This is a genomic window from Mycobacterium sp. shizuoka-1 (assembly GCF_002723835.1).
GTDB lineage: Bacteria > Actinomycetota > Actinomycetes > Mycobacteriales > Mycobacteriaceae > Mycobacterium.
The window spans coordinates 33,307-54,058 of sequence record NZ_BEWG01000077.1 but is presented as its reverse complement, the minus strand read 5'-3'; the positions used below and the strand labels follow the sequence as shown (position 1 = coordinate 54,058).

16 protein-coding genes are annotated in these 20,752 nt (G+C 68.8%); 9 read left to right on the top strand and 7 right to left on the bottom strand.

Translation table 11 applies throughout. The features are described from left to right. Positions 1-7: 7 nt before the first annotated feature. Positions 8-1,324 (top strand): cytochrome P450, encoded by a 1,317-nt coding sequence (locus MSZK_RS21595; protein ID WP_099250646.1) that lies wholly within the window; start codon positions 8-10, stop codon positions 1,322-1,324. Here MSZK_RS21595 and MSZK_RS21590 read toward each other — a convergent pair whose 3' ends face one another. The 3 genes from MSZK_RS21590 to mntR all read right to left on the bottom strand — a co-directional run bounded on the left by MSZK_RS21590 (position 1,325) and on the right by mntR (position 8,927). Beyond that, positions 1,325-7,039 (bottom strand): AAA family ATPase, encoded by a 5,715-nt coding sequence (locus tag MSZK_RS21590; protein ID WP_099250645.1) that lies wholly within the window; start codon positions 7,037-7,039, stop codon positions 1,325-1,327. After that, on the bottom strand, positions 7,040-8,104 hold the full coding sequence (locus MSZK_RS21585; RefSeq protein ID WP_099250644.1) for a phosphotransferase: 1,065 nt from the start codon (positions 8,102-8,104) through the stop codon (positions 7,040-7,042). A 100-nt stretch (positions 8,105-8,204) separates the two neighbouring features. After that, positions 8,205-8,927, bottom strand: coding sequence for a manganese-binding transcriptional regulator MntR (gene mntR / locus MSZK_RS21580; protein WP_099250643.1), 723 nt, complete (start codon positions 8,925-8,927; stop codon positions 8,205-8,207). A 62-nt stretch (positions 8,928-8,989) separates the two neighbouring features. Here mntR and MSZK_RS21575 point away from each other — a divergent pair, with 62 nt between their 5' ends. Beyond that, entirely contained in the window at positions 8,990-9,967 is a 978-nt protein-coding gene (locus tag MSZK_RS21575; protein WP_099250642.1) for a bifunctional riboflavin kinase/FAD synthetase, read from the top strand. Between the two features lie 3 nt (positions 9,968-9,970). Here MSZK_RS21575 and MSZK_RS21570 read toward each other — a convergent pair whose 3' ends face one another. Both MSZK_RS21570 and MSZK_RS21565 read right to left on the bottom strand, forming a co-directional pair. Next, positions 9,971-10,456 (bottom strand): SRPBCC domain-containing protein, encoded by a 486-nt coding sequence (locus tag MSZK_RS21570; RefSeq protein ID WP_099250641.1) that lies wholly within the window; start codon positions 10,454-10,456, stop codon positions 9,971-9,973. A gap of 3 nt (positions 10,457-10,459) precedes the next feature. Beyond that, the gene (locus tag MSZK_RS21565) at positions 10,460-10,810 is read right to left on the bottom strand and encodes a helix-turn-helix transcriptional regulator (RefSeq protein ID WP_099250640.1); all 351 of its coding nucleotides are present in this window, start codon (positions 10,808-10,810) and stop codon (positions 10,460-10,462) included. 162 nt (positions 10,811-10,972) lie between these two features. Between MSZK_RS21565 and rpsO the strand changes: the two genes are divergently transcribed. The 6 genes from rpsO (at position 10,973) to MSZK_RS21535 (ending at position 17,938) form a co-directional block, all read left to right on the top strand. Continuing rightward, positions 10,973-11,242: a 30S ribosomal protein S15 gene (rpsO, locus tag MSZK_RS21560; RefSeq protein WP_099250639.1), complete on the top strand. Its 270-nt coding sequence runs from the start codon at positions 10,973-10,975 to the stop codon at positions 11,240-11,242. A gap of 297 nt (positions 11,243-11,539) precedes the next feature. Then, complete coding sequence (locus MSZK_RS21555; RefSeq protein ID WP_099250638.1) at positions 11,540-13,807, top strand: polyribonucleotide nucleotidyltransferase; 2,268 nt, start codon at positions 11,540-11,542, stop codon at positions 13,805-13,807. Next, entirely contained in the window at positions 13,785-15,134 is a 1,350-nt protein-coding gene (locus MSZK_RS21550; protein ID WP_099250637.1) for a pitrilysin family protein, read from the top strand. Before MSZK_RS21555 ends, MSZK_RS21550 begins: the two co-directional genes overlap by 23 nt. A 3-nt stretch (positions 15,135-15,137) precedes the next feature. Further along, complete coding sequence (locus MSZK_RS21545; protein ID WP_099250636.1) at positions 15,138-16,163, top strand: nitronate monooxygenase; 1,026 nt, start codon at positions 15,138-15,140, stop codon at positions 16,161-16,163. Then, entirely contained in the window at positions 16,160-17,074 is a 915-nt protein-coding gene (bla, locus tag MSZK_RS21540) for a class A beta-lactamase (RefSeq protein WP_099250635.1), read from the top strand. Before MSZK_RS21545 ends, bla begins: the two co-directional genes overlap by 4 nt. 60 nt (positions 17,075-17,134) lie before the next feature. Further along, entirely contained in the window at positions 17,135-17,938 is an 804-nt protein-coding gene (locus MSZK_RS21535; RefSeq protein ID WP_099250634.1) for a VOC family protein, read from the top strand. A gap of 81 nt (positions 17,939-18,019) precedes the next feature. On the opposite strand, the gene ald is transcribed toward MSZK_RS21535, so the two are convergent. Next, positions 18,020-19,135: an alanine dehydrogenase gene (gene ald, locus MSZK_RS21530; protein ID WP_099250633.1), complete on the bottom strand. Its 1,116-nt coding sequence runs from the start codon at positions 19,133-19,135 to the stop codon at positions 18,020-18,022. A gap of 94 nt (positions 19,136-19,229) precedes the next feature. Between ald and MSZK_RS21525 the strand changes: the two genes are divergently transcribed. Then, complete coding sequence (locus MSZK_RS21525; RefSeq protein ID WP_099250632.1) at positions 19,230-19,745, top strand: Lrp/AsnC family transcriptional regulator; 516 nt, start codon at positions 19,230-19,232, stop codon at positions 19,743-19,745. Positions 19,746-19,800: 55 nt separating this feature from the next. Here MSZK_RS21525 and MSZK_RS21520 read toward each other — a convergent pair whose 3' ends face one another. Then, positions 19,801-20,745: a PE-PPE domain-containing protein gene (locus tag MSZK_RS21520; RefSeq protein ID WP_099250631.1), complete on the bottom strand. Its 945-nt coding sequence runs from the start codon at positions 20,743-20,745 to the stop codon at positions 19,801-19,803. Between the last annotated feature and the right edge of the window lie 7 nt (positions 20,746-20,752).

The following is a 20,752-nucleotide window of genomic DNA, read 5'->3' as shown; positions in this document are numbered from 1 at the left end:
CGTCCCCATGCCCGCTGATCTGCGTAAGCCTGCTCCGCGGGCGGTGGCCTCGGTCGCCCGCGCGTCCGTCACCGACCTGTGGCGTCCCGTCGCCACGGGGGCTTACCGGGATCTGCGTCGCCCGCGACCCGGGACGCTGCGGTGTGACCTGCCCCGATCCACGTTCGATCCGACGTTGCCTGCCAACATCGTCGATCCCTATCCCGCGTTGGAGCGGCTCCGTGAACATCCGGTGGTGGTCAACGAGCGTCTCGGCGTCTGGATGTTGGCGCGCTACGAAGATGTCCACGCCGCCGCCCGCAACGGCGAGGTGCTCTCGTCGCGCGACGGCATCATGTTGCGCAGCGTCGCGGCGAGTGCGGTTCTCACCGTCGATCCGCCCGATCACACGCGGTTGCGCCACATCGCCGCGCCGGTCTTCACCAAACGTGCGGTGAAAGAGTGGACGTCGGACATCGAACGACTGGCCGACGAGTCGATCTCGGCGCTGCGCGACGGTAAGACCGTCGACCTGGTGTCCACCCTGACGGTGCCGATGCCGATCAACGTGATCGCCACGATCCTGGGCGTCCCGCGCGCGCAGTGGCCGGCGTTCCGGGCCGTGTCGGAGCGGATCGCGCAGGCTTTCGCGCCCAGGACACTACCCGAAGTGATGCGGATGGTCGCGAGCCTTCTGCAGTCCTATGTGCAGCTGCGCAGTTTCGTCACCGTCGAAATGGCCCGGCGCGCAACCGCACCCGCCGACGATCTGCTGACCCGGCTGCACACCGCCCGTAGCGCCGGTGAGCTCACCGACACCGAGGCGTTCTTCTATTCGACGATCCTGCTGGTGGCCGGCAACGAGACCACGACGAATCTGCTGGGCATGCTGTTGATGCGGCTGGCTCAAGACCCAGAACTGTTCGACGCGCTCAAGGCGGACCGCGCCCTGGTGCCCAACGCGGTGGAGGAGACCGCGCGGTGGGGCTCACCGGTGCAGTGGGTCACCCGGGTGGCCACCGCGCCCTACGAGGTCGGCGGCACGGTGATCCCGGCGGGCGGCAAGGTGGTGCTGTTCTACGCCTCGGCCAACCGAGACCCGGCCAAGTTCGCCGAACCCGACCGCCTGGACATCACCCGCGACACCACCGGGCACCTGTCCTTCGGCCACGGCCTGCATTTCTGTCTCGGTGCGCACCTGGCCAGGCTGGAGACGATCACCGCCGTCAACCACCTGCTCGACCAGATCGACGGCCTGGAACTGGCCGGACCGGTGCGGTGGGGGACGACGCCGTCACTGCAGGGCCCGGCGTCGTTGCCGGTGCGGATCAGAAGCCGGGGTTGATCAGGCCGAGCCGGACTCTGCGGCGACGGAGTGCGCGTAAGCGAATGCGGCGTCCTCGTCGTCGGCGTCGAAGTCGCACAGCCTGGCCAGTCGGCCGTCGCGGTACACCCCGACCAGGATCCGTGCCCATACGTACCGCTCGCCGTCGCCGCCCACCCCTTCTCGGTCCATCCGCCCGACGACCAACTTCGGCGTCAGCCAGCGGATGGCCGAGAACCACGACCGGGCCGATGCCAGCATGCCGTGCAGTTCCGTGAGGCTGGCCCGTAGCTCTGCGGCCGAGCGATCGGGAAATCCTGAGCGCGAGCGGTTTTCGACGCGAAGATCGGGCCAGCTGAGATCGGAGAACATCGCGTCGAAGTCACCCCGGTTCATGGCGGCGACGTAATCGGCGTTGTTGCCCCCCGAAGTGGCCGCCGCCGACCCTTCGGCGGCGTAAAAGCGCTGTTCGAGTTCGCGATAGGCGCTGTCGAAATCGTCGCCGTCGAAGCGGATGTCGTGGGTGATCGCCCCGTCGTCGCCGACATCGAAGACATGCAAGTGGTTGCTCTCGTTGCCAGTGTCGTCACGCCACCGGCTGGCGACGAGCACCAGGGCTTGGCCCCGCACCGCCAGCACCCGGGCTTCGAACGTGCTGAACTGCTCCAGGAGCCGCTCGGTGGCGACGCGCAGAGCCTCCTTGCCCCGAATTGGATCGCCACTGTAGTGCCGCCTGTCCTCCCGAGCGAAGTGGTCGCTGTAGCAGGCGAGAGTTGTTGCCACATCGGCGGTCTGGATGGCATGCGCGAGCCGGCCGGCTGTCACGCTGGCACGGTTGGTGAGCGCGAGCCCGGATCCGCCGATCTGGGCGATCTCCTCGGCGTAGGCGAACGCGGCGTCCTCGTCGTCGGCGTCGAACTCGCACAGCGCGGTGAACAGGCCGTCCTGGGCTCTCGTCACATACAGCCGCGACCACGCGTATCGGGCACCGTTGCGGCCGATGGCCTCGCGTTCGTGACGACTCACGGTGACCGTGTCGGACACCCAGAAGATGGCTGCCACCCAGACGCGATAGGAATCGACCATGGCGCCGAGTTCCTCGAGGCTGCGGCGTAACTCGTCGGCGCTGCGGCGGGGGAATACCGAACGGGACCGGCTCTCGATCGCCAGCCCCGGTGTGGCGAACATGTCGAACGCCCGGTCGAGGTCGCCGCGGTTCTCGGCGACCATCAGTTCGATGAACGGTGCACCGGCGGCCGCATACGGCGCACCGGCACCGGCGTAGTACCGCTCTTCGAGTTCTCGGTAGGCGCCGGCCAGGTCGTCGTCGTCAAAGGTGCCCTGATACACGACACGGCCGTCGTCGTCGATCTCGCCGACCATCAGCGAGCTGGACTGATTGCCCGCCACATCCGACCAGCTGGCCTGCGCCAGGCTGAGGTTGTCGCCGCGAACGGCCAACGTCCGCAACGAGAATTGGCTGTACTGCGCGCGCAGCCGCTCGCAGGCGGCCCGGACCCCCGCCGAACCGACGATCGGGTCGCCGCGCAGGCGCCGGCGGTCGTCGTAGTGGATTTCTTCGGAGTACAGCGCGACCAGGGTGTCGATGTCGCCGGCCTGCACCGCCGCGGTCACCCGCTGACCGACCTCGCTCGCCGTGTTGGTGGTCGGCAGCCTCGTCGTCCGCGCCGTGACGATCTGCTGGGCGTAGGCGAAGGCGGCGTCTTCGTCGTCAACCCCGAACTCGTGCGCAGTCTTGAGCACGCCGTCCCCGCATTCGGTGACGAACAGGAAGTTCCACCGATAGTTCTCGCCGTCGGCGCCGGACGCTTCGATCTCGCCGAGGCCCACGCTGCAGGTGGGTGACAACCACTGCAGGGCCGGAACCCAGTGGCGCTGAGAGGACACCTGTCGTCCGCGTTCCTGCATCCAGTCGAACATGTCGTCGACCGAACGCTCTCGTTCCTTCAACGCCGATGGCGGAGCGAACCAACGGAATTCGGGGTCGGAGACGCGACGGACGGTGTCTAGGTCACCCTGGCTGATGCCGATCACCCATTGGGCCGACGGCAGGCCGTTGACGGCGAATCGGGCACCCTCTCCGGCGTAGTAGCGGGCTTCCATCACCTGGTAGGCGGACCAGAAGTCGGTCTCGTCGAACCGGCCGTGGTAGACGATCAGCCCGGCCTCGTCGATCTCGAAGACACCGAGGTAGCCGACCTCGTTTCCGGCATCGTCAGACCACCGGCTCCACCCCAGGTACACCCGCTCTCCGCGAACGGCCAGATTTCGCGCCTGGACGTGGTTGTACTGCTGGAATATTCGGGCGACCGCCGGGCGCAGATCGCCTGCGTTGTCGATCCGGTCGCCGGACAGGCGACGTCGATCCTCGTAGACGAATCGATCCGACCAGTGGCTCATCACCCCGTCCACGTCATGTGCAGCCATCGCGGCGATCAAGCGGTCGCCCAGCGCGCTGACGCGGTTGGCAAGCCTCAGTCGGCTCTCCCGCCGGCTGAGCACCCCATCGGCCTCGCGTTCGTTCGCGGCCGCCGGTGCGGGTGTGGACCCACCGACCAGGAAGACCGCGTCTTTCGCGGTGTACAGCGTCTCGGCGGCCTGGCGGGCGGCGGCCGAGCCGGGCCCGTCGCCGGCGGCAGCCAGCACCCGGCTCAACGCCAGGCACGCCTCGGCATGGTCGAGCACCAGATCGGTTCCCGCGGCGACGGCCACCCCGTCGCGGGCCATGGCCGCGGCGGCAGCGTGCTCGCCGCGTGCCGAGAGAATCTCGGCCCGAACCGACCGCCAGGCGATGGCGGTCTTCAGGTTGTGTCCCGCGATGCGCTCGCTCTCCCCGGCGTAGCGCTCGGCCTCCTCGATGCGGCCCTGCGCCAGAACCGATCTGGCCAGCAGTGCCGCGGCCTGGCCGGCGTCCGCGCCGACTCCCATGGCGTCGAGTCCGACGAGGGCGACCCGGAAATGCGGTTCGGCGGCCGCCGGGTCGCCCACCATCAGCTCGATGATCCCGGCGAACAACTCCGTCTCCATCAGGCCGTGCCGAAGTCCCAGATCGGCGACCACGGCCCGGGCGTCGGCCAGCATCGCGCGCGCCTTGTCCGGACGTCCGCGCAGCAGTTCGAGCACGGCCATGCAGCGCAGCGAGGTGGCCTCCAACGACGGCGCCGCGGTGGTCATGCGTTGCATCCGAACCACATCCAGGCACCGGCCGCCCGCCTTGGGGGCCGGACTCGGCCCCCACAGCGCGGCGTTGGGGGCTGCACCCAGAGCTGCGGTGATCTGCCGGTGGTCCCCGCTCTGGCGCGCGGCGATCAGCGCATCGAAGAGGTCGGCTTCACAGTCGCCGATCCGGCCAAGGCGGGCCCTCGCGCCGGCCCGGACCCGGTGGGCCTTGGCCAGGCCCGCGGGATCATGCCGCCGACCGAACTCGTCGATGGCCTCCCGCAGGCGGGCGTCGACCTCCAGCAACCGCGTCGGGTCGGTGTACGCGACGAGCTGACATCGATAACAGGCCGCCCACGGTGCCAACTCCGGCCCGGCAAGATCGTCCAGATCGTCGACCAGGGGTGCCGCGCCGGCCACGTCACCGGCGGACAGGAACGCTTCGGACCCGACCAGCAGCAGCTCGGCGCGCAGCGCGGTGTCGGCCGCCGCCAGCGCCGCGCCCCGGGCGGCCTGACTGCCCGCCGAGCCGAGCTCGTCGCGGTCGAGCGCGCGCCGGGCCGAGGCCAGATAGTTACGCGCCGAGCGCAGAGCCAATTCATTGGTGTAGCCGTCGCGCAACCCGAGGTCGCACCGGTAACCGTGCGCGGCTTCGAGATTGCGCGCGATGACTTCGTCGGATTCGAATGCCACGCTGGCTCCGCCGGCGTGCACCCAGTTCGCCAGGCGCTCGTGGAGTTCGGCGCGTTGGGACTTCAACAGCCTGCGGTAGGCGACATCGCGGATCAGGACGTGATGAAACCGCCAGACCGGTTCGTCGCCGGCGTAGGCCCCACTCGGCTGGGCGAGGTCGAGGCGGCGCAGCCGGTTCAGGGCGGACATGATCTCAGCGACCCCGGCGCCGGCCAGTGCGCCGACCGCGCTGGGGGAGAAGTCCGTGCCGATCACCGAAGCGACCTCCAGGACCCGCCGGTCGACCGCACTCAACCGCTCGAGGCGGGATGCCAGCAGGGCCTGGATCGTCGGCGGCACCGAGATCGCATCGGCGTCGACGGTCAGACGCCAGCCATCGGGCGCGGCGATCAACACTCCGTCGTGCACCATCATGCCGATCAATTCCCGTACGAACAGCGGGTTCCCGCCGGTCGAGGCGGGCAGGCGGTCGAGCAACTCGGCGGGAAGCCGGCCGCTGCCGAGCACGCGGGCGGCAAGCTCGGTGGTGGCGTGCGCTTCCAGGCCTCGCAGCTGCAGCGCGTCGGTGACCCATCCGCCCACCGCGACCAGATCGGGCCGCGCCTGCCGCAATTCGGGTCGAGCCAGGGCAAGCAGCAGCACCGGGACGGTGCGCACCCACTCGACCAGGTGCTCGACGAAGTCGACCAGCAGGGTGTCCGCCCAGTGGATGTCGTCGACAACGACGACCAGGGGACGGTCTGCGGCGAGCACTTCGAGATAGCGGCGAAGTGCCCAGAACGCCTCTTCGACAGAACCCGCCACGCCGGTCGTCATGCCGGTGAGGGCGCGCAGGACCCGATCCCGCTCGCCGGTTCCGGTGGGAATGTCAGCCTCCAGATCGCGGGCGCGCAGCACGTCGACCAGCGGTGCCATCGCCGGGCTGCCCTCGATTGCGCAGTGCGCCCGAAGCACGCTGACGTCGTCGCCGAGTGTGGTGATGAACTCGGCCGCCAGGCGGGTCTTGCCCACACCAGGATCGCCGACGACAGTGACCAGGCGGACGGACGCGGTGGCCACCGCGTCGTCGAAAACCGCGCGCAGACGCCCCAATTCGGCCGGTCTGCCGACGAACGGCACCGAATCGGCGGTGTCGGCACGGCCGATCCATTGATAGACGGGGACGGCCGCGCTGCGGCCCTTGACCGGCACGGCGCCGCGGGCGGCATAACGATGCTGGCCCCGGGTCGAACGCCAGGTTTCCGCGCCGACGACCACCTGCCCGTGCGGGCATTCGGATTCCAGCCGGGCACCGACGTTCAGCGCGTCACCGACGAGGTCGGCGTCGTCGCTGCCGACCACCACCTCGCCGGTGTTCACCGCGACACGCAGCGCCAGTGCAATGCCGTGCGCCTCTGCAAGTCGGCCCGCCAACTCGACGAATCGTTCCTGGAGTTCGATGGCCGCGTCGACGCCGTGCCCGGCGTCGCCCGCCCCCACTTCGGGCACACCCCACACCGCCATGAACCCGTCACCGATGTACTTGGTCACCCCGGCGCGATGGCGCGCCGCGGTGGACCGCAACAGCTCGTGGTACTCGCCGATGACCTCGCGGGCCGTCTCGGGATCCACCGCCTCCTCGAACGCCGTCGACCCGGCGAGGTCGGCGAACAGCACCGTCACCGTCTTGCGGGCCGGGCCGACGACCGGTCGGCGGCCTTGGTCGTCGAGCGGGGTGCCGCAGGCGCGACAGAACCGCGCCGTCGCACTGGCCGCGATCCCGCACGCGCCACACGATCGCTGCAGTGCAGCCCCGCAGCTCTCACAGAAGCGGGCGTCGGCTTCATTGACTGTGCCGCAGGATGCGCAGGTGTGGGCACTCATCTAGTCCGGCCCCAGGGCCAAGGCATCGTTGTCGTCGATGGCGGTCGCGGCGCGGTGCAGCATCGTGGACAGCAGTTGTCGCTGGCGGTCGTTGATGATGTCGACCTGACCCGCGCCGATCACCGGATAGCCGAAACACCACGCGGTCGTCAGCCGGTAGTCGCGGCGCAGTTCGGCTGCAGGGTAATTGATTCCGTGTTCGGCGAGTCGGTGGGCGTATCGCTCGACCAGTCCTGATTCGCAGGTGCGCCGGGTCTCGGTGTCCAGGCTCTGGCTCAAGAAGTAGGCGATGTCGTAGGCCCCGCGGCCCGCGCCGGTGACCTGCCAGTCCAGTGCGGTCACCGGCGGGTCACCGGCGTCGACGGCGAAGAACAACTGGTCCAGCCGCAGGTCGCCATGCAGAAAAGTGCGTGGCGGGCGCGAGATCTGGTCCAGGTACCACGGCACGAGCGTCGGGAACCGCTCGCCGAAGGAGCGCAACTCGGCGGACATGCCGACACCCACCCCGGCCAGGAAGCGGGGCCACGCGTCGGCGAAATTGCGGGCCACCGTGGCCGGCATCGGTTCCGCGGTGTAGGACCTCAGCCACCGCAGTTGGGCGAGCCGGTCGCTGTCCCACCAGTGCGCCTGATGACGCGCGATGGCGTCCACCACGGTCTCGGCGTCCGCAACGCTGCAGCCGAGGATCTGGTCGGACACGCGCAGCCGCCCCAGATCCTCCAGCACAAGCACGAAATCATGGGTCCGGTCGTCGAACGCGACGAAGTACGGCCGCGCCGGGCGCAGCGGGTTGTCCAGCCCGATCTCGCGATAGAAGCGGGTCTCCCGCAGGTAGAACTCCATGTCCTCGCACACGCTGGAACGGGCCCGCGAGTCCAGGATCGGGAACTTCATCACCACCGATGCCGGAGCGTCCGGGCCTTCGAGGTGGGCACGGTACAGCCGGCCCAGCAGGCCGACCCCGATGCCGATCTGCTCGAGTCGACACTGGCGGACGTCGGCGTCCAAGATTTCGCTGAGCCAGCCCGCCGTCACCGCTTGCGGGTCGACAGGAAACCATCCCATCCGCCCCGTCCCTCCCCTGGATGACGGAGATTTTACGGAATTACGGCGCTGACCACTGCGTTTCCGCGGGCGTGCGGAGATGTTTGCCGGGGCGGCGCACTCAGCCGACGACCCAGATCGCTTGGGCCGCAGGGTTCCCGAGATCGACGGTGGTGGCCGCGCCGTCGGAGGTCTCTACCGACACCGAGATCATGCCGGCGAAGTCGCGCCGGGCGAGCACCCGTAGGCGGGAGTCCAGGCTGATGCCGACGGTGTCGAAGTAGCGCAGCATCTCCGGGTCGGCGTCGGAAATCCTTGCCACCGTTGTGAGTTCGCCGTCGACACAGGCCGACAGCTGGCGGGCCGGCGGGGTGGGGACCTCGCCGTCGGCGGACGGGATGGGGTCGCCGTGCGGGTCGCGGGTGGGATGGCCCAGCTTGGCGTCGATGCGGTCGAGCATCATGTCGCTGATCGCGTGCTCGAGGATCTCGGCCTCGTCGTGCACCTCGTCCCAGCCGTAGCCCAGTTCGCGCATCAGGAACGTCTCGAGCAGGCGGTGACGGCGGACCACCGCCAGGGCGGCGCGCCGGCCCCGCTCGGTCAGGGTTACTGCGCCGTATTTCGCATGGTCCACCAGCCCCTGGTCGGCGAGCCTGCGGATGGACTCCGAAGCGGTGCTGGCCGACACCCCGATGCGTTCGGCGAGCAGCTTGGTGCTGACCTTCTCGTGCGACCACTCCTGGGCGGTCCAGATGGTTTTCAGATAGTCCTGGGCGACCGTCGTCAGGTCGTGGACCCCCGAGTTGGGGCTACCGTCAGGACTCACACCCGAAAGTTTAGGCATTCATCACCTGATCTGGGGATCTAGCGTGTTCAGCCGTCGCAGCGCGCCGTAGGCTTGCCCACGTGGAGCGGTGGCGCGGACAGGACGAGATCCCCTCGGACTGGGGCCGGTGTGTGGTGACCATCGGCGTGTTCGACGGCGTACACCGCGGGCACGCCGAGCTGATCGCCCGCGCGGTGAAGGCCGGCCGCTCGCGGGGGGTGCCGTCGGTGCTGATGACGTTCGACCCGCATCCGATGGAAGTGGTGTTCCCCGGCAGCCACCCGGCCCAGCTCACGACGCTGGCCCGCCGCGCCGAACTGGCCGAGGAACTGGGCATCGACGTGTTCCTGGTGGTGCCGTTCACCACCGATTTCATGAAGCTCACCCCGGACCGCTACATCCACGAGCTGCTGGTGGAGCGGCTGCACGTGGTCGAGGTGATCGTCGGGGAGAACTTCACCTTCGGCAAGAAGGCGGCCGGCAACGTCGGCACGCTACGCAAGGCCGGCGAGCGGTTCGGGTTCGCCGTCGAGAGCCTGTCGCTGGTCGCCGAGCACCATCAGAGCGAGACCGTGACGTTCTCGTCGACCTACATCCGGTCCTGTGTCGACGCCGGCGATGTGGTGACCGCCGCCGAGGCGCTGGGCCGGCCGCACCGCGTCGAGGGCGTGGTGGTGCGCGGTGACGGCCGGGGCCGGGTGCTGGGCTTCCCGACCGCCAACGTCGCGCCGCCGATGTACTCGGCGATCCCGGCCGACGGCGTCTACGCCGCCTGGTTCACCGTGCTGGGCCATGGGCCGGTCACCGGATCGGTGGTACCGGGGGAGCGGTATCAGGCCGCGGTCTCGGTGGGCACCAACCCGACGTTCTCCGGGCGCACCCGCACGGTGGAGGCCTTCGTGCTGGACACCGCCGCCGACCTGTACGGCCAGCACGTCGCGGTGGATTTCGTCGCCAGGCTGCGCGGTCAGCTCAAGTTCGACTCGGTGCACGATCTGGTCGAGGCGATGGGCAAGGACACCGAGAAGGCCCGCGCGATCCTGTCGGCACAGGACTGACGGTCAGGACGCGATCAGGGCGTCGATCTGGTTGATCGCCGACGAGGCGCCCTCGACCACACCCATCTCCAGTACCTGCGCCAGTCCTTCGGCGGACGCGTAGGTACTGACGTACACCGCGCGGGTGCCGCCGTCGTGCTCGGTGAAGGTGTAGGTGTTCTGCGAGACCGGCAGGTCGGGGTTCGGGTTGAAGTCCGCGTGGGCGAACCCGTCACGGAACGAGAAGCTGCGCGGCTCGTCGACGGCGGTGATCTCCCAGTAGCCGGCGTACTTCTCGCCTTCGGGCCCGGTCATGTAGTACGTCACGCGGCTTCCGGGGGTCAGGCTGTGGTCGACGAAGGTCGCCGGATGCGACGGCGGGCCCCAGATCTTCTCCAGCTGGCGGGGATCGGCGTAGATCTGCCAGATCCGCTGCACCGGCGCGGCGAAGTCGGCGGTGATGGTCAGGGTCAGGTTCTCGAGATCATGCGCGACGTCGGTCACGGGCATGGCTCAGTCCTCCTTGGTTTCCGGTTGGGTTTCCGATGCGATGAGGTCGTCGATGCGGGCGACGCGACCGCGCCAGACCTGCTCGAGTTCGCCGAGCATGGCGGCCACCGAGCGCACGGCGGTCACGTCACCACTGGCCAACTGCTCTCGACCGCTTCGCCGCTTGGTCACCAGACCGGCTTTCTCCAGCACGGCGACGTGTTTTTGCACGGCGGCGAAGCTCATCTCGTACTTGCACGCGAGCGCGGACACCGAGTGCTCGCCGGCCAGCGCGCGGCGCAGGATGTCCCGCCGCGTTCGGTCGGCCAGCGCGTGGAACAGGGCATCGGCCCGGTCCTCGATGTCTACGGTCACCGGTCCAACATACAACCAAATGGTTGTATGTTGTCAAGGGGTGGCCGGTGACGATTTCAGTCCGCGGCGCCGCCGCTGATAAAGTGGCCCTCCGTGTGCTGCAGTCCGCGGCGGCTCACGTGTCACCTTTCCCGCGCGGCACCGATTGATGGAGATGTATTCGTGGCGCTGACCGCCGAGCAGAAGAAGGAAATCCTGGGCCAGTACGGTCTGCACGAGACCGACACCGGTTCGCCGGAGGCGCAGGTGGCCCTGCTGACCAAGCGCATCTCGGACCTCACCGAGCACCTCAAGCAGCACAAGCACGACCACCACTCGCGTCGTGGCCTGCTGTTGCTGGTCGGCCGTCGTCGCCGGCTGCTCAAGTACGTCGCCGAACTGGACATCGCGCGCTACCGCTCGCTGATCGAGCGGCTGGGTCTGCGCCGCTGAGCGGTGCGACCCGCCGTGTAACATAGGGGCGTTGCGAGCCGCTTTCCGGCTCGAACATCGGGTGCGGTGCATGCATATCCGCGTGTCCCGTTCCTGCGCGTCATGGCGAAGCTTCCCTGAGCGGGCGGTCTTCGGTAGTGGCTGCCGGGCCCCAATCAACCGGGGAGCGCCCGGCCGCTTCGATCGACGGCCGTAGCCGCATCCAGGCCCAAGCCTCGTTGTGCCCAGGTTTCCTGGGTTCATCTGTGACGCGTGAAACAGCTGAACAGTGAACTCAGAAAGGCTGAACGGACATCCATGTCTGTAGCTGAAATCGACGAAGGCGTGTTCGAGTCGACCGCCGTCATTGACAACGGGAGCTTCGGCACCCGCACCATTCGTTTCGAGGCCGGCCGGCTGGCCCAGCAGGCCGCCGGCGCCGTCGTCGCCTACCTCGACGACGAGACCATGCTCCTGTCGGCGACCACCGCCAGCAAGGCCCCCAAGGAGCACTTCGACTTCTTCCCGCTGACCATCGACGTCGAGGAGCGGATGTACGCCGCCGGGCGCATCCCCGGCTCGTTCTTCCGTCGCGAGGGCCGCCCCTCCACCGACGCGATCCTGACCTGTCGTCTGATCGACCGGCCGCTGCGCCCGTCGTTCGTCTCGGGTCTGCGCAACGAGATCCAGGTCGTCGTCACCGTCTTGAGCCTTGATCCCAAGGATCTCTACGACGTGCTGGCGATCAACGCCGCCTCGGCGTCCACCCAGATCGCTGGCCTGCCGTTCTCCGGCCCGGTCGGCGGTGTGCGTGTCGCGCTCATCGACGGCCAGTGGGTCGCCTTCCCGACCGTCGAGCAGCTCGAGCGCGCGGTCTTCGACATGGTCGTCGCCGGCCGGGTGGTCGCCGACGGGGACGTCGCGATCATGATGGTCGAGGCCGAGGCCACCGAGAACGTCATCGACCTGGTCGCCGGCGGAGCGCAGGCGCCCACCGAGAGCGTGGTCGCCGAGGGCCTGGAGGCCGCCAAGCCGTTCATCGCCACGCTGTGCGCGGCGCAGAGCGAGCTGGCCGGCCGTGCCGCCAAGGAGACCGCCGACTACCCGGTGTTCCCGGACTACGCCGAGGACGTCTACAACGCCGTCGCGCACGTGGCCAAAGAGCCGCTGTCGCAGGCGCTGACGATCGCCGGCAAGCAGGAGCGCGACGAGCGCACCGACGAGATCAAGAACGAGGTGCTCGGCGAGCTCGGCGAGACCTTCGCCGGCCGTGAGAAGGAGATCGGCGCAGCCTACCGGTCGCTGACCAAAAAGCTTGTGCGCCAGCGCATCCTGACCGATCACTTCCGTATCGACGGCCGCGGTGTCACCGATATCCGCGCCCTGTCGGCCGAGGTCGCGATCATCCCGCGGGCACACGGCAGCGCGCTGTTCGAGCGCGGCGAGACCCAGATCATGGGTGTCACCACGCTGGACATGGTCAAGATGGCCCAGCAGATCGACTCGCTGGGACCCGACACCTCCAAGCGCTACATGCACCACTACAACTTCCCGCCGTATTCGACCGGTGAGACCGGCCGCGTCGGTTCGCCCAAGCGTCGCGAGATCGGCCACGGCGCACTCGCCGAGCGCGCCCTGATGCCGGTGCTGCCGAGCGTCGAGGAGTTCCCGTACGCGATCCGTCAGGTGTCGGAAGCGTTGGGCTCCAACGGTTCTACCTCGATGGGCTCGGTGTGCGCGTCCACCCTGTCGCTGCTGAACGCCGGTGTGCCGCTGCGCGCCCCGGTCGCCGGTATCGCGATGGGTCTGGTGTCCGACGACGTGGAAAACGAAGCCGGTGAGACCGAACGTCGTTTTGTGGCGCTGACCGACATCCTCGGTGCCGAGGATGCGTTCGGCGACATGGACTTCAAGGTCGCGGGCACCAAGGACTTCGTCACCGCGCTGCAGTTGGACACCAAGCTCGACGGCATTCCCTCCCAGGTGCTCGCCGGCGCGCTGTCGCAGGCCAAGGACGCCCGGCTGACGATCCTGGACGTGATGGCCGAGGCCATCGACGAGCCGGACGAGATGAGCCCGTACGCGCCTCGGGTCACGGCGATCAAGGTGCCGATCGACAAGATCGGCGAGATCATCGGCCCCAAGGGCAAGATGATCAACTCGATCACCGAGGAGACCGGCGCCCAGATCTCGATCGAGGACGACGGCACGGTGTTCGTCGGTGCCACCGACGGCCCGTCGGCCCAGGCGGCCATCGACCGGATCAACGCGATCGCCAACCCGCAGCTGCCCAAGGTCGGCGAGCGGTTCCTCGGAACGGTGGTCAAGACCACTGACTTCGGAGCCTTCGTGTCGCTGCTGCCCGGCCGCGACGGCTTGGTGCACATCTCCAAGCTGGGCCGGGGCAAGCGGATCAACAAGGTCGAGGACGTCGTCAAGGTCGGTGACAAGCTCCGGGTGGAGATCGCCGACATCGACAACCGCGGCAAGATCTCGCTGATCCTGGTGGCAGAAGACTCCAACGAGGCTGCCGGAGACGCCGCACCGGCTCCTGTCGATGCCGATGCCGCGACCGCCAGCAGCTAGTCAGCAGGTGTCGCTACGCCGCGGCCGGCGCCTCGATGAGGTGCCGGCCGCGGTGCGGCGGACGGTTCTTCCCGGCGGCTTGAGGGTCGTCACCGAGTACGTGCCGTCGGTGCGGTCGGCCTCGGTGGGAGTGTGGGTCAACGTCGGCTCCCGCGACGAAGGCCCGACCGTCGCCGGTGCCGCGCACTTCCTGGAGCACCTGCTGTTCAAGGCGACGCCCACCCGCACCGCGGTGGACATCGCCCAGTCCGTCGACGCCGTCGGCGGTGAGCTCAACGCGTTCACCGCCAAGGAACACACCTGCTATTACGCCCACGTCCTGGACGAAGACCTGGAGATGGCGGTCGATCTGGTTGCCGACGTGGTGCTCAACGGGGTGTGCGCATCCCACGATGTCGAACTGGAGCGCGACGTCGTCCTCGAGGAGATCGCGATGCGCGACGACGATCCCGAGGACGCGCTCGGTGACGTCTTCCTCACCGCGATGTTCGGCGACCACCCGGTCGGGCGGCCGGTGATCGGCAGCGTCGACTCGGTGTCCGGGATGACCCGCTCGCAGCTGCACTCCTTCCACGTCCGCCGCTACACGCCCGAGCGGATGGTCGTGGCGGTGGCCGGGAACATCGACCACGACCAGGTGGTGAAGCTGGTGCGCACCCATTTCGGGGGGCGCCTGGTCAAGGGCCGCGCACCGCAGCCGCCGCGCAAGGGCACCGGTCGGCTGCCCGGAGCGCCGTGCCTGACGCTGATCAACCGCGATGCCGAGCAGACTCATCTGTCGCTGGGCGTGCGGATCCCCGGGCGGCACTGGCCGCATCGCTGGGCACTGTCGGTGCTCAACACCGCGTTGGGGGGCGGCCTGAGTTCACGGCTTTTCCAACAGATTCGGGAAAGCCGAGGTCTGGCCTATTCGGTGTTCTCCTCGGTTGACACCTTCTCCGACACCGGGGCATTGTCGGTGTATGCGGCTTGCCTTCCCGAGCGCTTCGACGAGGTGGTGCGGTTGACCACCGAGGTTCTCGACGATGTCGCGACCAACGGCATCACCGAGGCCGAATGCCGGATCGCCAAGGGCTCGATCCGCGGCGGCATGGTGCTGGGCCTGGAGGATTCGGCGTCGCGGATGCACCGCCTGGGCCGTAGCGAACTCAACTACGGCGAGTACCGCAGCATCTCCACCACGCTGCAGCACATCGACGCGGTGACTCTCGACGAGGTCAACGCGATCGCCCGCCAGGTGCTGACCAAGCCGTTCGGCGCCGCCGTACTGGGCCCGCACAAGTCCAAACGCTCACTGCCACAGCCACTTCGGACGATCAGGAGCTAGCTCGTGACCTTCAGCCTGCAGGAATTGGCGGTACCCCTACTCGGTGCTCCAATGGCAGGCGGTCCGAGTACGCCCGCCCTGGCCGCAGCGGTGTCGAACGCCGGCGGTCTGGGATTCCTGGCCGCCGGTTATCTGAGCGCGGACGCGTTCGCCGAGGCCATCGCCGGCGCCCGGTCGCTGACCTCGTCGCCGCTCGGGGTGAACCTCTTTGTGCCCCAGCCGTCCGCGGCGACACCGGAAGAGCTGGCGCGCTATCGCGAGCTGCTGATGCCGGTGGCGCAACACTACGGCGCCGAGATACCCCAGCCCCGGCCCGATGACGACGGCTGGCAGGCCAAGCTCGACGTGGTCGCCGACACCGCGCCGGAGGTGGCGTCGTTCACGTTCGGTTGCCCCACCGCGGACGTGCTCGGGCGGCTGCGTGAGCGCGGGGTGCTGACTGCGGTCACCGTGACCACGCTGGACGAGGCGGGTATGGCGGTGGCCGCCGGGGCGGACGCGCTGGTGGTGCAGGGACCGGAGGCGGGTGGGCACCGCGGCACCTTCGATCCGGTCGCCGTGCCGGGCACCGAACCGCTGGACGCGCTGCTGGCCGCGATCGTCGCGCATCGCGACGTGCCGGTGATCGCGGCGGGCGGCCTGGCCGGCGCCGCCGATGTCCGGCGGGTGCTGGCCGGCGGTGCGAGCGCGGCGCAGGCCGGCACCGCGTTCCTGTTGTGCGACGAGGCCGGAACCAACGCCGCGCACCGCGCCGCGCTGACCGGTGAGCAGTTCACCGAAACCGTGGTGACGCGCGCCTTTTCGGGCCGCTACGCCCGCGGGTTGGCCAACGAGTTCACCGCCCGCTTCGACCCGCTCGCCCCGTTCGGCTACCCGGAGGTCAATCAGATGACCGGACCGCTGCGCCGGGCCGCGGTCGCTGCCGGTGACCCGCACGGCACCAACCTATGGGCCGGCACCTCGTGGTCCCGCAGCACCGGGGGCGCCGCCGCGGACGTTGTCGCGGCCCTGGCCGCGGAACTGTCGTGAGCCTGTCGCGGCGCCGGCTGCTCGTGGTCGCAGCGGCGTTCACCACCGTCGCGGCATGCGGTGACAACACCGGCCGGGCACAGCCGACGGGCAGCGATCCGGCCGAGCCCCTGCCGCCGATCGATCAGCGCATCGCGGCGCTGGAGAGGCGCCACAACGCTTTCGCCGGCGTGTACGGCCAGAACCTGGATTCGGGGCAGACGGTCACGAATCGCGCGGACGACATGTTCGCGATGTGCTCGACGTTCAAGGCCTATCTCGCCGCGCGGGTCCTGCAGAAGGCCCAGGCGGGGGAGTTGCGCCTCACGGACACCGCGCTGGTCGATCCGGAACTGCTGCGGGCCAATTCGCCGCGCACCGAGCCCCATGTCGGCACGCCGATGGCGCTGTCGGAGCTGTGTGCGGCCGCCCTGCAGGTGAGCGACAACACCGCGGCCAACGTGCTGCTGCGGGTGATCGGCGGGCCGCCGGAGATCACGGCGTTCGCCCGGTCCATCGGCGACGAGCGCAGTCGGCTGGACCGGTGGGAGACCGAACTGAACTCGGCGCTTCCGGGCGACCCTCGTGACACCAGCACCCCGAGTGCGTTGGGCGGCGGCGTGCGGGCCCTGCTCACCGGCACCGTCCTGGACGAGCCGCACCGCAGGCAGCTCGAGGACTGGATGCGGGCCAACACCACCTCCAGCATGCGGGCCGGGCTGCAACCGGGCTGGACCACCGCAGACAAGACCGGCTCCGGGGACTTCGCCAGCACCAACGATGTCGGCCTGCTGTTCGGGCCTGCCGGCGAGCGGATCCTGTTGGCGATCATGACCCGCACGCAATCCGACGACGCGAACGCGCCGGGGCTGCGGCCGCTCATCGGCGAGCTGACCGCGCTGGTCGTGCCGGAGTTGACCCGGCCACGATGAGTTCTGTGCGGCGTCGAAGTCAGTCTCAGGGATCGAGACCATCAGCCGAGAGGACACATTGTGAGTGAGTACGCCGCCCCGGTCGGGGCGCCGATCTGGTTCGACCTGGTGAGCAGCGATCCGGAGCGCGCAGCGGATTTCTATAGCGAGATCTTCGGCTGGCGGCTCGAGGAGCCGGCTCATCCCGAGTTCGGCGGCTATCGGAACTTCACCCGCAACGGAAAGCGGGTCGCCGGGCTGCTTCCGCCGATGGGTGACGGCCCCGTCGACATCTGGTCGGTGTACCTGAACACCGCCGACGGCGACGCAACGATCGCGGCGGCGCAGGCCGCGGGCGCGACGGTGATGGTGCCGCCGATGCCGGTGGGCGACCTGGGCTCGATGATGGTGGTGGTCGACCCGGCCGGGGCCGTCATCGGGTTTTGGCAACCCGGCACGCATGTGGGGTTCACCGAGTGGGGTGAGCACGGCACCCCGTATTGGTTCGAGTGTCAGAGCAAGGATTACGACGCGTCGCTGGCGTTCTACCGCTCGGTGCTCGGTGCCCGCATCGACGAGATCGGCACCGGCGGCGACCCGGATGCCGTCGGCCCCGACCGCTACGGGCAGGTCTTCATCGGCGAGAGTTCGTATTCGGGAATCATGGACGCGGCCTCGCTGATGCCTGCCGAGGTGCCCTCGTTCTGGCAGGTCTACATCACCGTCGACGATGTTGCCGCGACGGTCAAGCAGAGCGAGGCGCTGGGCGCACAGCTGCTGATGCCCGTCGAGGACACCCCCTACGGCACCCTGGCGGCGATCAAGGATCCACTGGGCGCGCTGATCTGCCTGGGCCATCCGCCGGCCGGCATGACCCGCAGCTGAACCTCGAAAACCAACGAACCGGGACGCTGCGAGAGCTGTCCCGGTCCGCTGTGCAGGTGAGCCGTTGGCTCACAAAGGTTTTCAGGCCAGCAAGCTGGCCGGATCGGTGTAGGGCAGATCGAGGTCGTGGGCGACCTCGGCGTTGAGCAGTTCACCCTGGTGGGTGGACAGACCCTTGGCCAGCGCCGGATCGGAGAAGCAGGCGCCCTGCCAGCCCTTGTCGGCGAGCTTGAGCACGTAGGGCATGGTCGCGTTGGTCAGGGCGTAGGTCGACGTCCGCGGCACCGCGCCGGGCATGTTGGCGACGCAGTAGAACACCGCCTCGTGCACCTTGAACGTCGGGTCGTCGTGCGTGGTGGGCCTGGAGTCCTCGAAGCAGCCGCCCTGGTCGATGGCGATGTCCACCAGGACCGCGCCCGGCTTCATCTGTGCGACAGTCTCATTGGTGACCAGCTTGGGGGCCTTGGCGCCCGGGACCAGCACGGCGCCGATCACCAGGTCGGCCTGCTTGACGGCGTCCTCCAGGTCCAGCCGCGAGGAGTAGCGGGTCTCGATGGCGCCGCCGTACTCGGCGTCGATCTTGCGCAAGATGTTGACGTTGAGGTCGAACACGGTGACGTGCGCGCCCATGCCCCAGGCGACGGCGGCGGCGTTGTCACCGGCCATCCCGCCACCGATCACGACGACCTTGGCCGGGGCGACGCCGGGGACGCCGCCCATCAGCACGCCGCGGCCGCCCTGGGTGCGCATCAGGTGGTAGGCGCCGACCTGAGCCGACAGCCGGCCGGCGACCTCGCTCATCGGGGCGAGCAGCGGCAGCGCGCCGTCAGCGGTCTGGACGGTCTCGTAGGCGATCGAGGTGGTGCCGGACTTCAGCAGGGCGTCGGTGCACGGCCGGGAGGCGGCCAGGTGCAGGTAGGTGAACAGGGTCTGGCCCTTGCGCATCCGCGAGTATTCGGGCTCGATGGGTTCCTTCACCTTGAGCAGCAGCTCGGCCTCGGCCCACACCTGGTCGGCGCCGTTGACGATCTGCGCGCCGGCGGCCTTGAAGTCGGCGTCGTGGATGGCCGATCCCTCACCGGCGCCGGCCTGGACGACGACGTCGTGGCCGCGGCGGACCAGCTCGGACACGCCCGCCGGGGTGATGGCGACGCGATACTCGTTGTTCTTGATCTCGGTCGGGATTCCGACACGCATGATCGCTCCTAAATCGGGGATTGGCTTACAGAAAGTGTGAAGAACTCTCGACACGAAGGCAATCGAGACGACAAAGATTCGATAAAATACTCCAATGTCCGAACGATCAACGAAATCAGACGTCCGATCGGCGGCGCCGCCGAAGGATGTTCGGGCCACCGAGCTCGACGACGTGGACCGGCGGATTCTGGCGGCGCTGCACGCCGATGCGCGGATCTCGAACAGCGCGCTCGCCGACGCCGTCGGCATCGCCCCGTCCACCTGTCACGGGCGGGTGCGCCGGCTGCAGGACCTCGGCGTGATCCGCGGTTTCTACACCGACATCAATCCGGGCGCGATCGGGCTGTCGTTGCAGGCGATGATCTCGGTGAGCCTCAATGCCAATGCGCGCGGCAAGATCCGCAACTTCATCCAGCAGATCCGGCGCAAGCCGCAAGTGATGGATGTCTACTTCCTGGCCGGTGCCGAGGACTTCATCATCCACGTGGCCGCCCGCGACACCGACGACCTGCGATCGTTCGTCGTCGAGAACCTCAACGCCGACCCCGACGTGGCGGGCACCCAGACCTCGCTGATCTTCGAACACCTGCGCGGTGCCGCGCCGCTGTGAGCGGCCGCCGACAGTAACGCCACGGCGACCCACCGGCCGAAAATCCGCCGCGGCGTTACTGTCGCCGCGCCGAGCGCGCGCTCGAGGAGGTGGCTTTCCGCTGATCCGCCGGCTTGGCGGACACGCGTCCCGGCACTCGCTTGGACGTACCCGTCGACCGCGTTGGTGCCGCCTTCCGGGCCGGCGCGGCGGCGGCAGGCGGGCTGGGATCGGGAATGGTCACCGGCCGGTGGTAACCCTTCTCGATGATCGGCCGCAGCGCGTTGTCCAGCGCCGGGGCCAGTGGCCCGGCCCAGGCGACCAGCGGCAGCGTCTTGGTCGGGACCCACACATAGGTGACCTTGCCCGGCTGCCCGTCGACCTCGGGGGTGAACCGGACATTGGTGGGGTCGTCCAGATCGACCTGGCGGTAGTTGGTGTGGGTGGCGAACATCCCGGCCACGGCATTGGCCACCGCCAGCAGGTTGCGCGGATCGTCCGGCCAGTCAGCCCAGCCGTCGTACTGCCGGATCACCTCGGTGCCCACATACGCGGTATCGGGCGGAAGCCACTGTGTGGTGGCCGAGCCGGTCTTGGGACGCCTGCCGCCGTACGGGTTCTCCGGATTGCCGATCGAGACCCACGAGACCCGGGCCGGATCCGGGGCATTGGCCGGGTCGGCCGCCCAGCGGCGCAGATCGGTGTAGATGACCTGGCCGCCCTGGCTGTGGCCGAACAGCACGATGTCCTCGTCGGCGGGCAGGGCATCGATGGCGTGCTGCACATCGGTCGCGCCGCGGGCGTTGAAGGCGTCGCCGGGCAACGCGAAATAGTCGACCGGGGTGCAGTGGTTCGGCGACCTGCAGAGATCGCCGCGCAGCTGTGTCGGGGTGAAATGCAGGATGTGCTGCATCCCGACGAAGCCACCTTCGAGCGTGAGAACGGTTGCGGCATTTCCCGTCGGCGCCGTCGCGATGAGCGCCGCACTCACCACTGCGGCCAATCCGGCTTGTCTGATCATCCCCCGA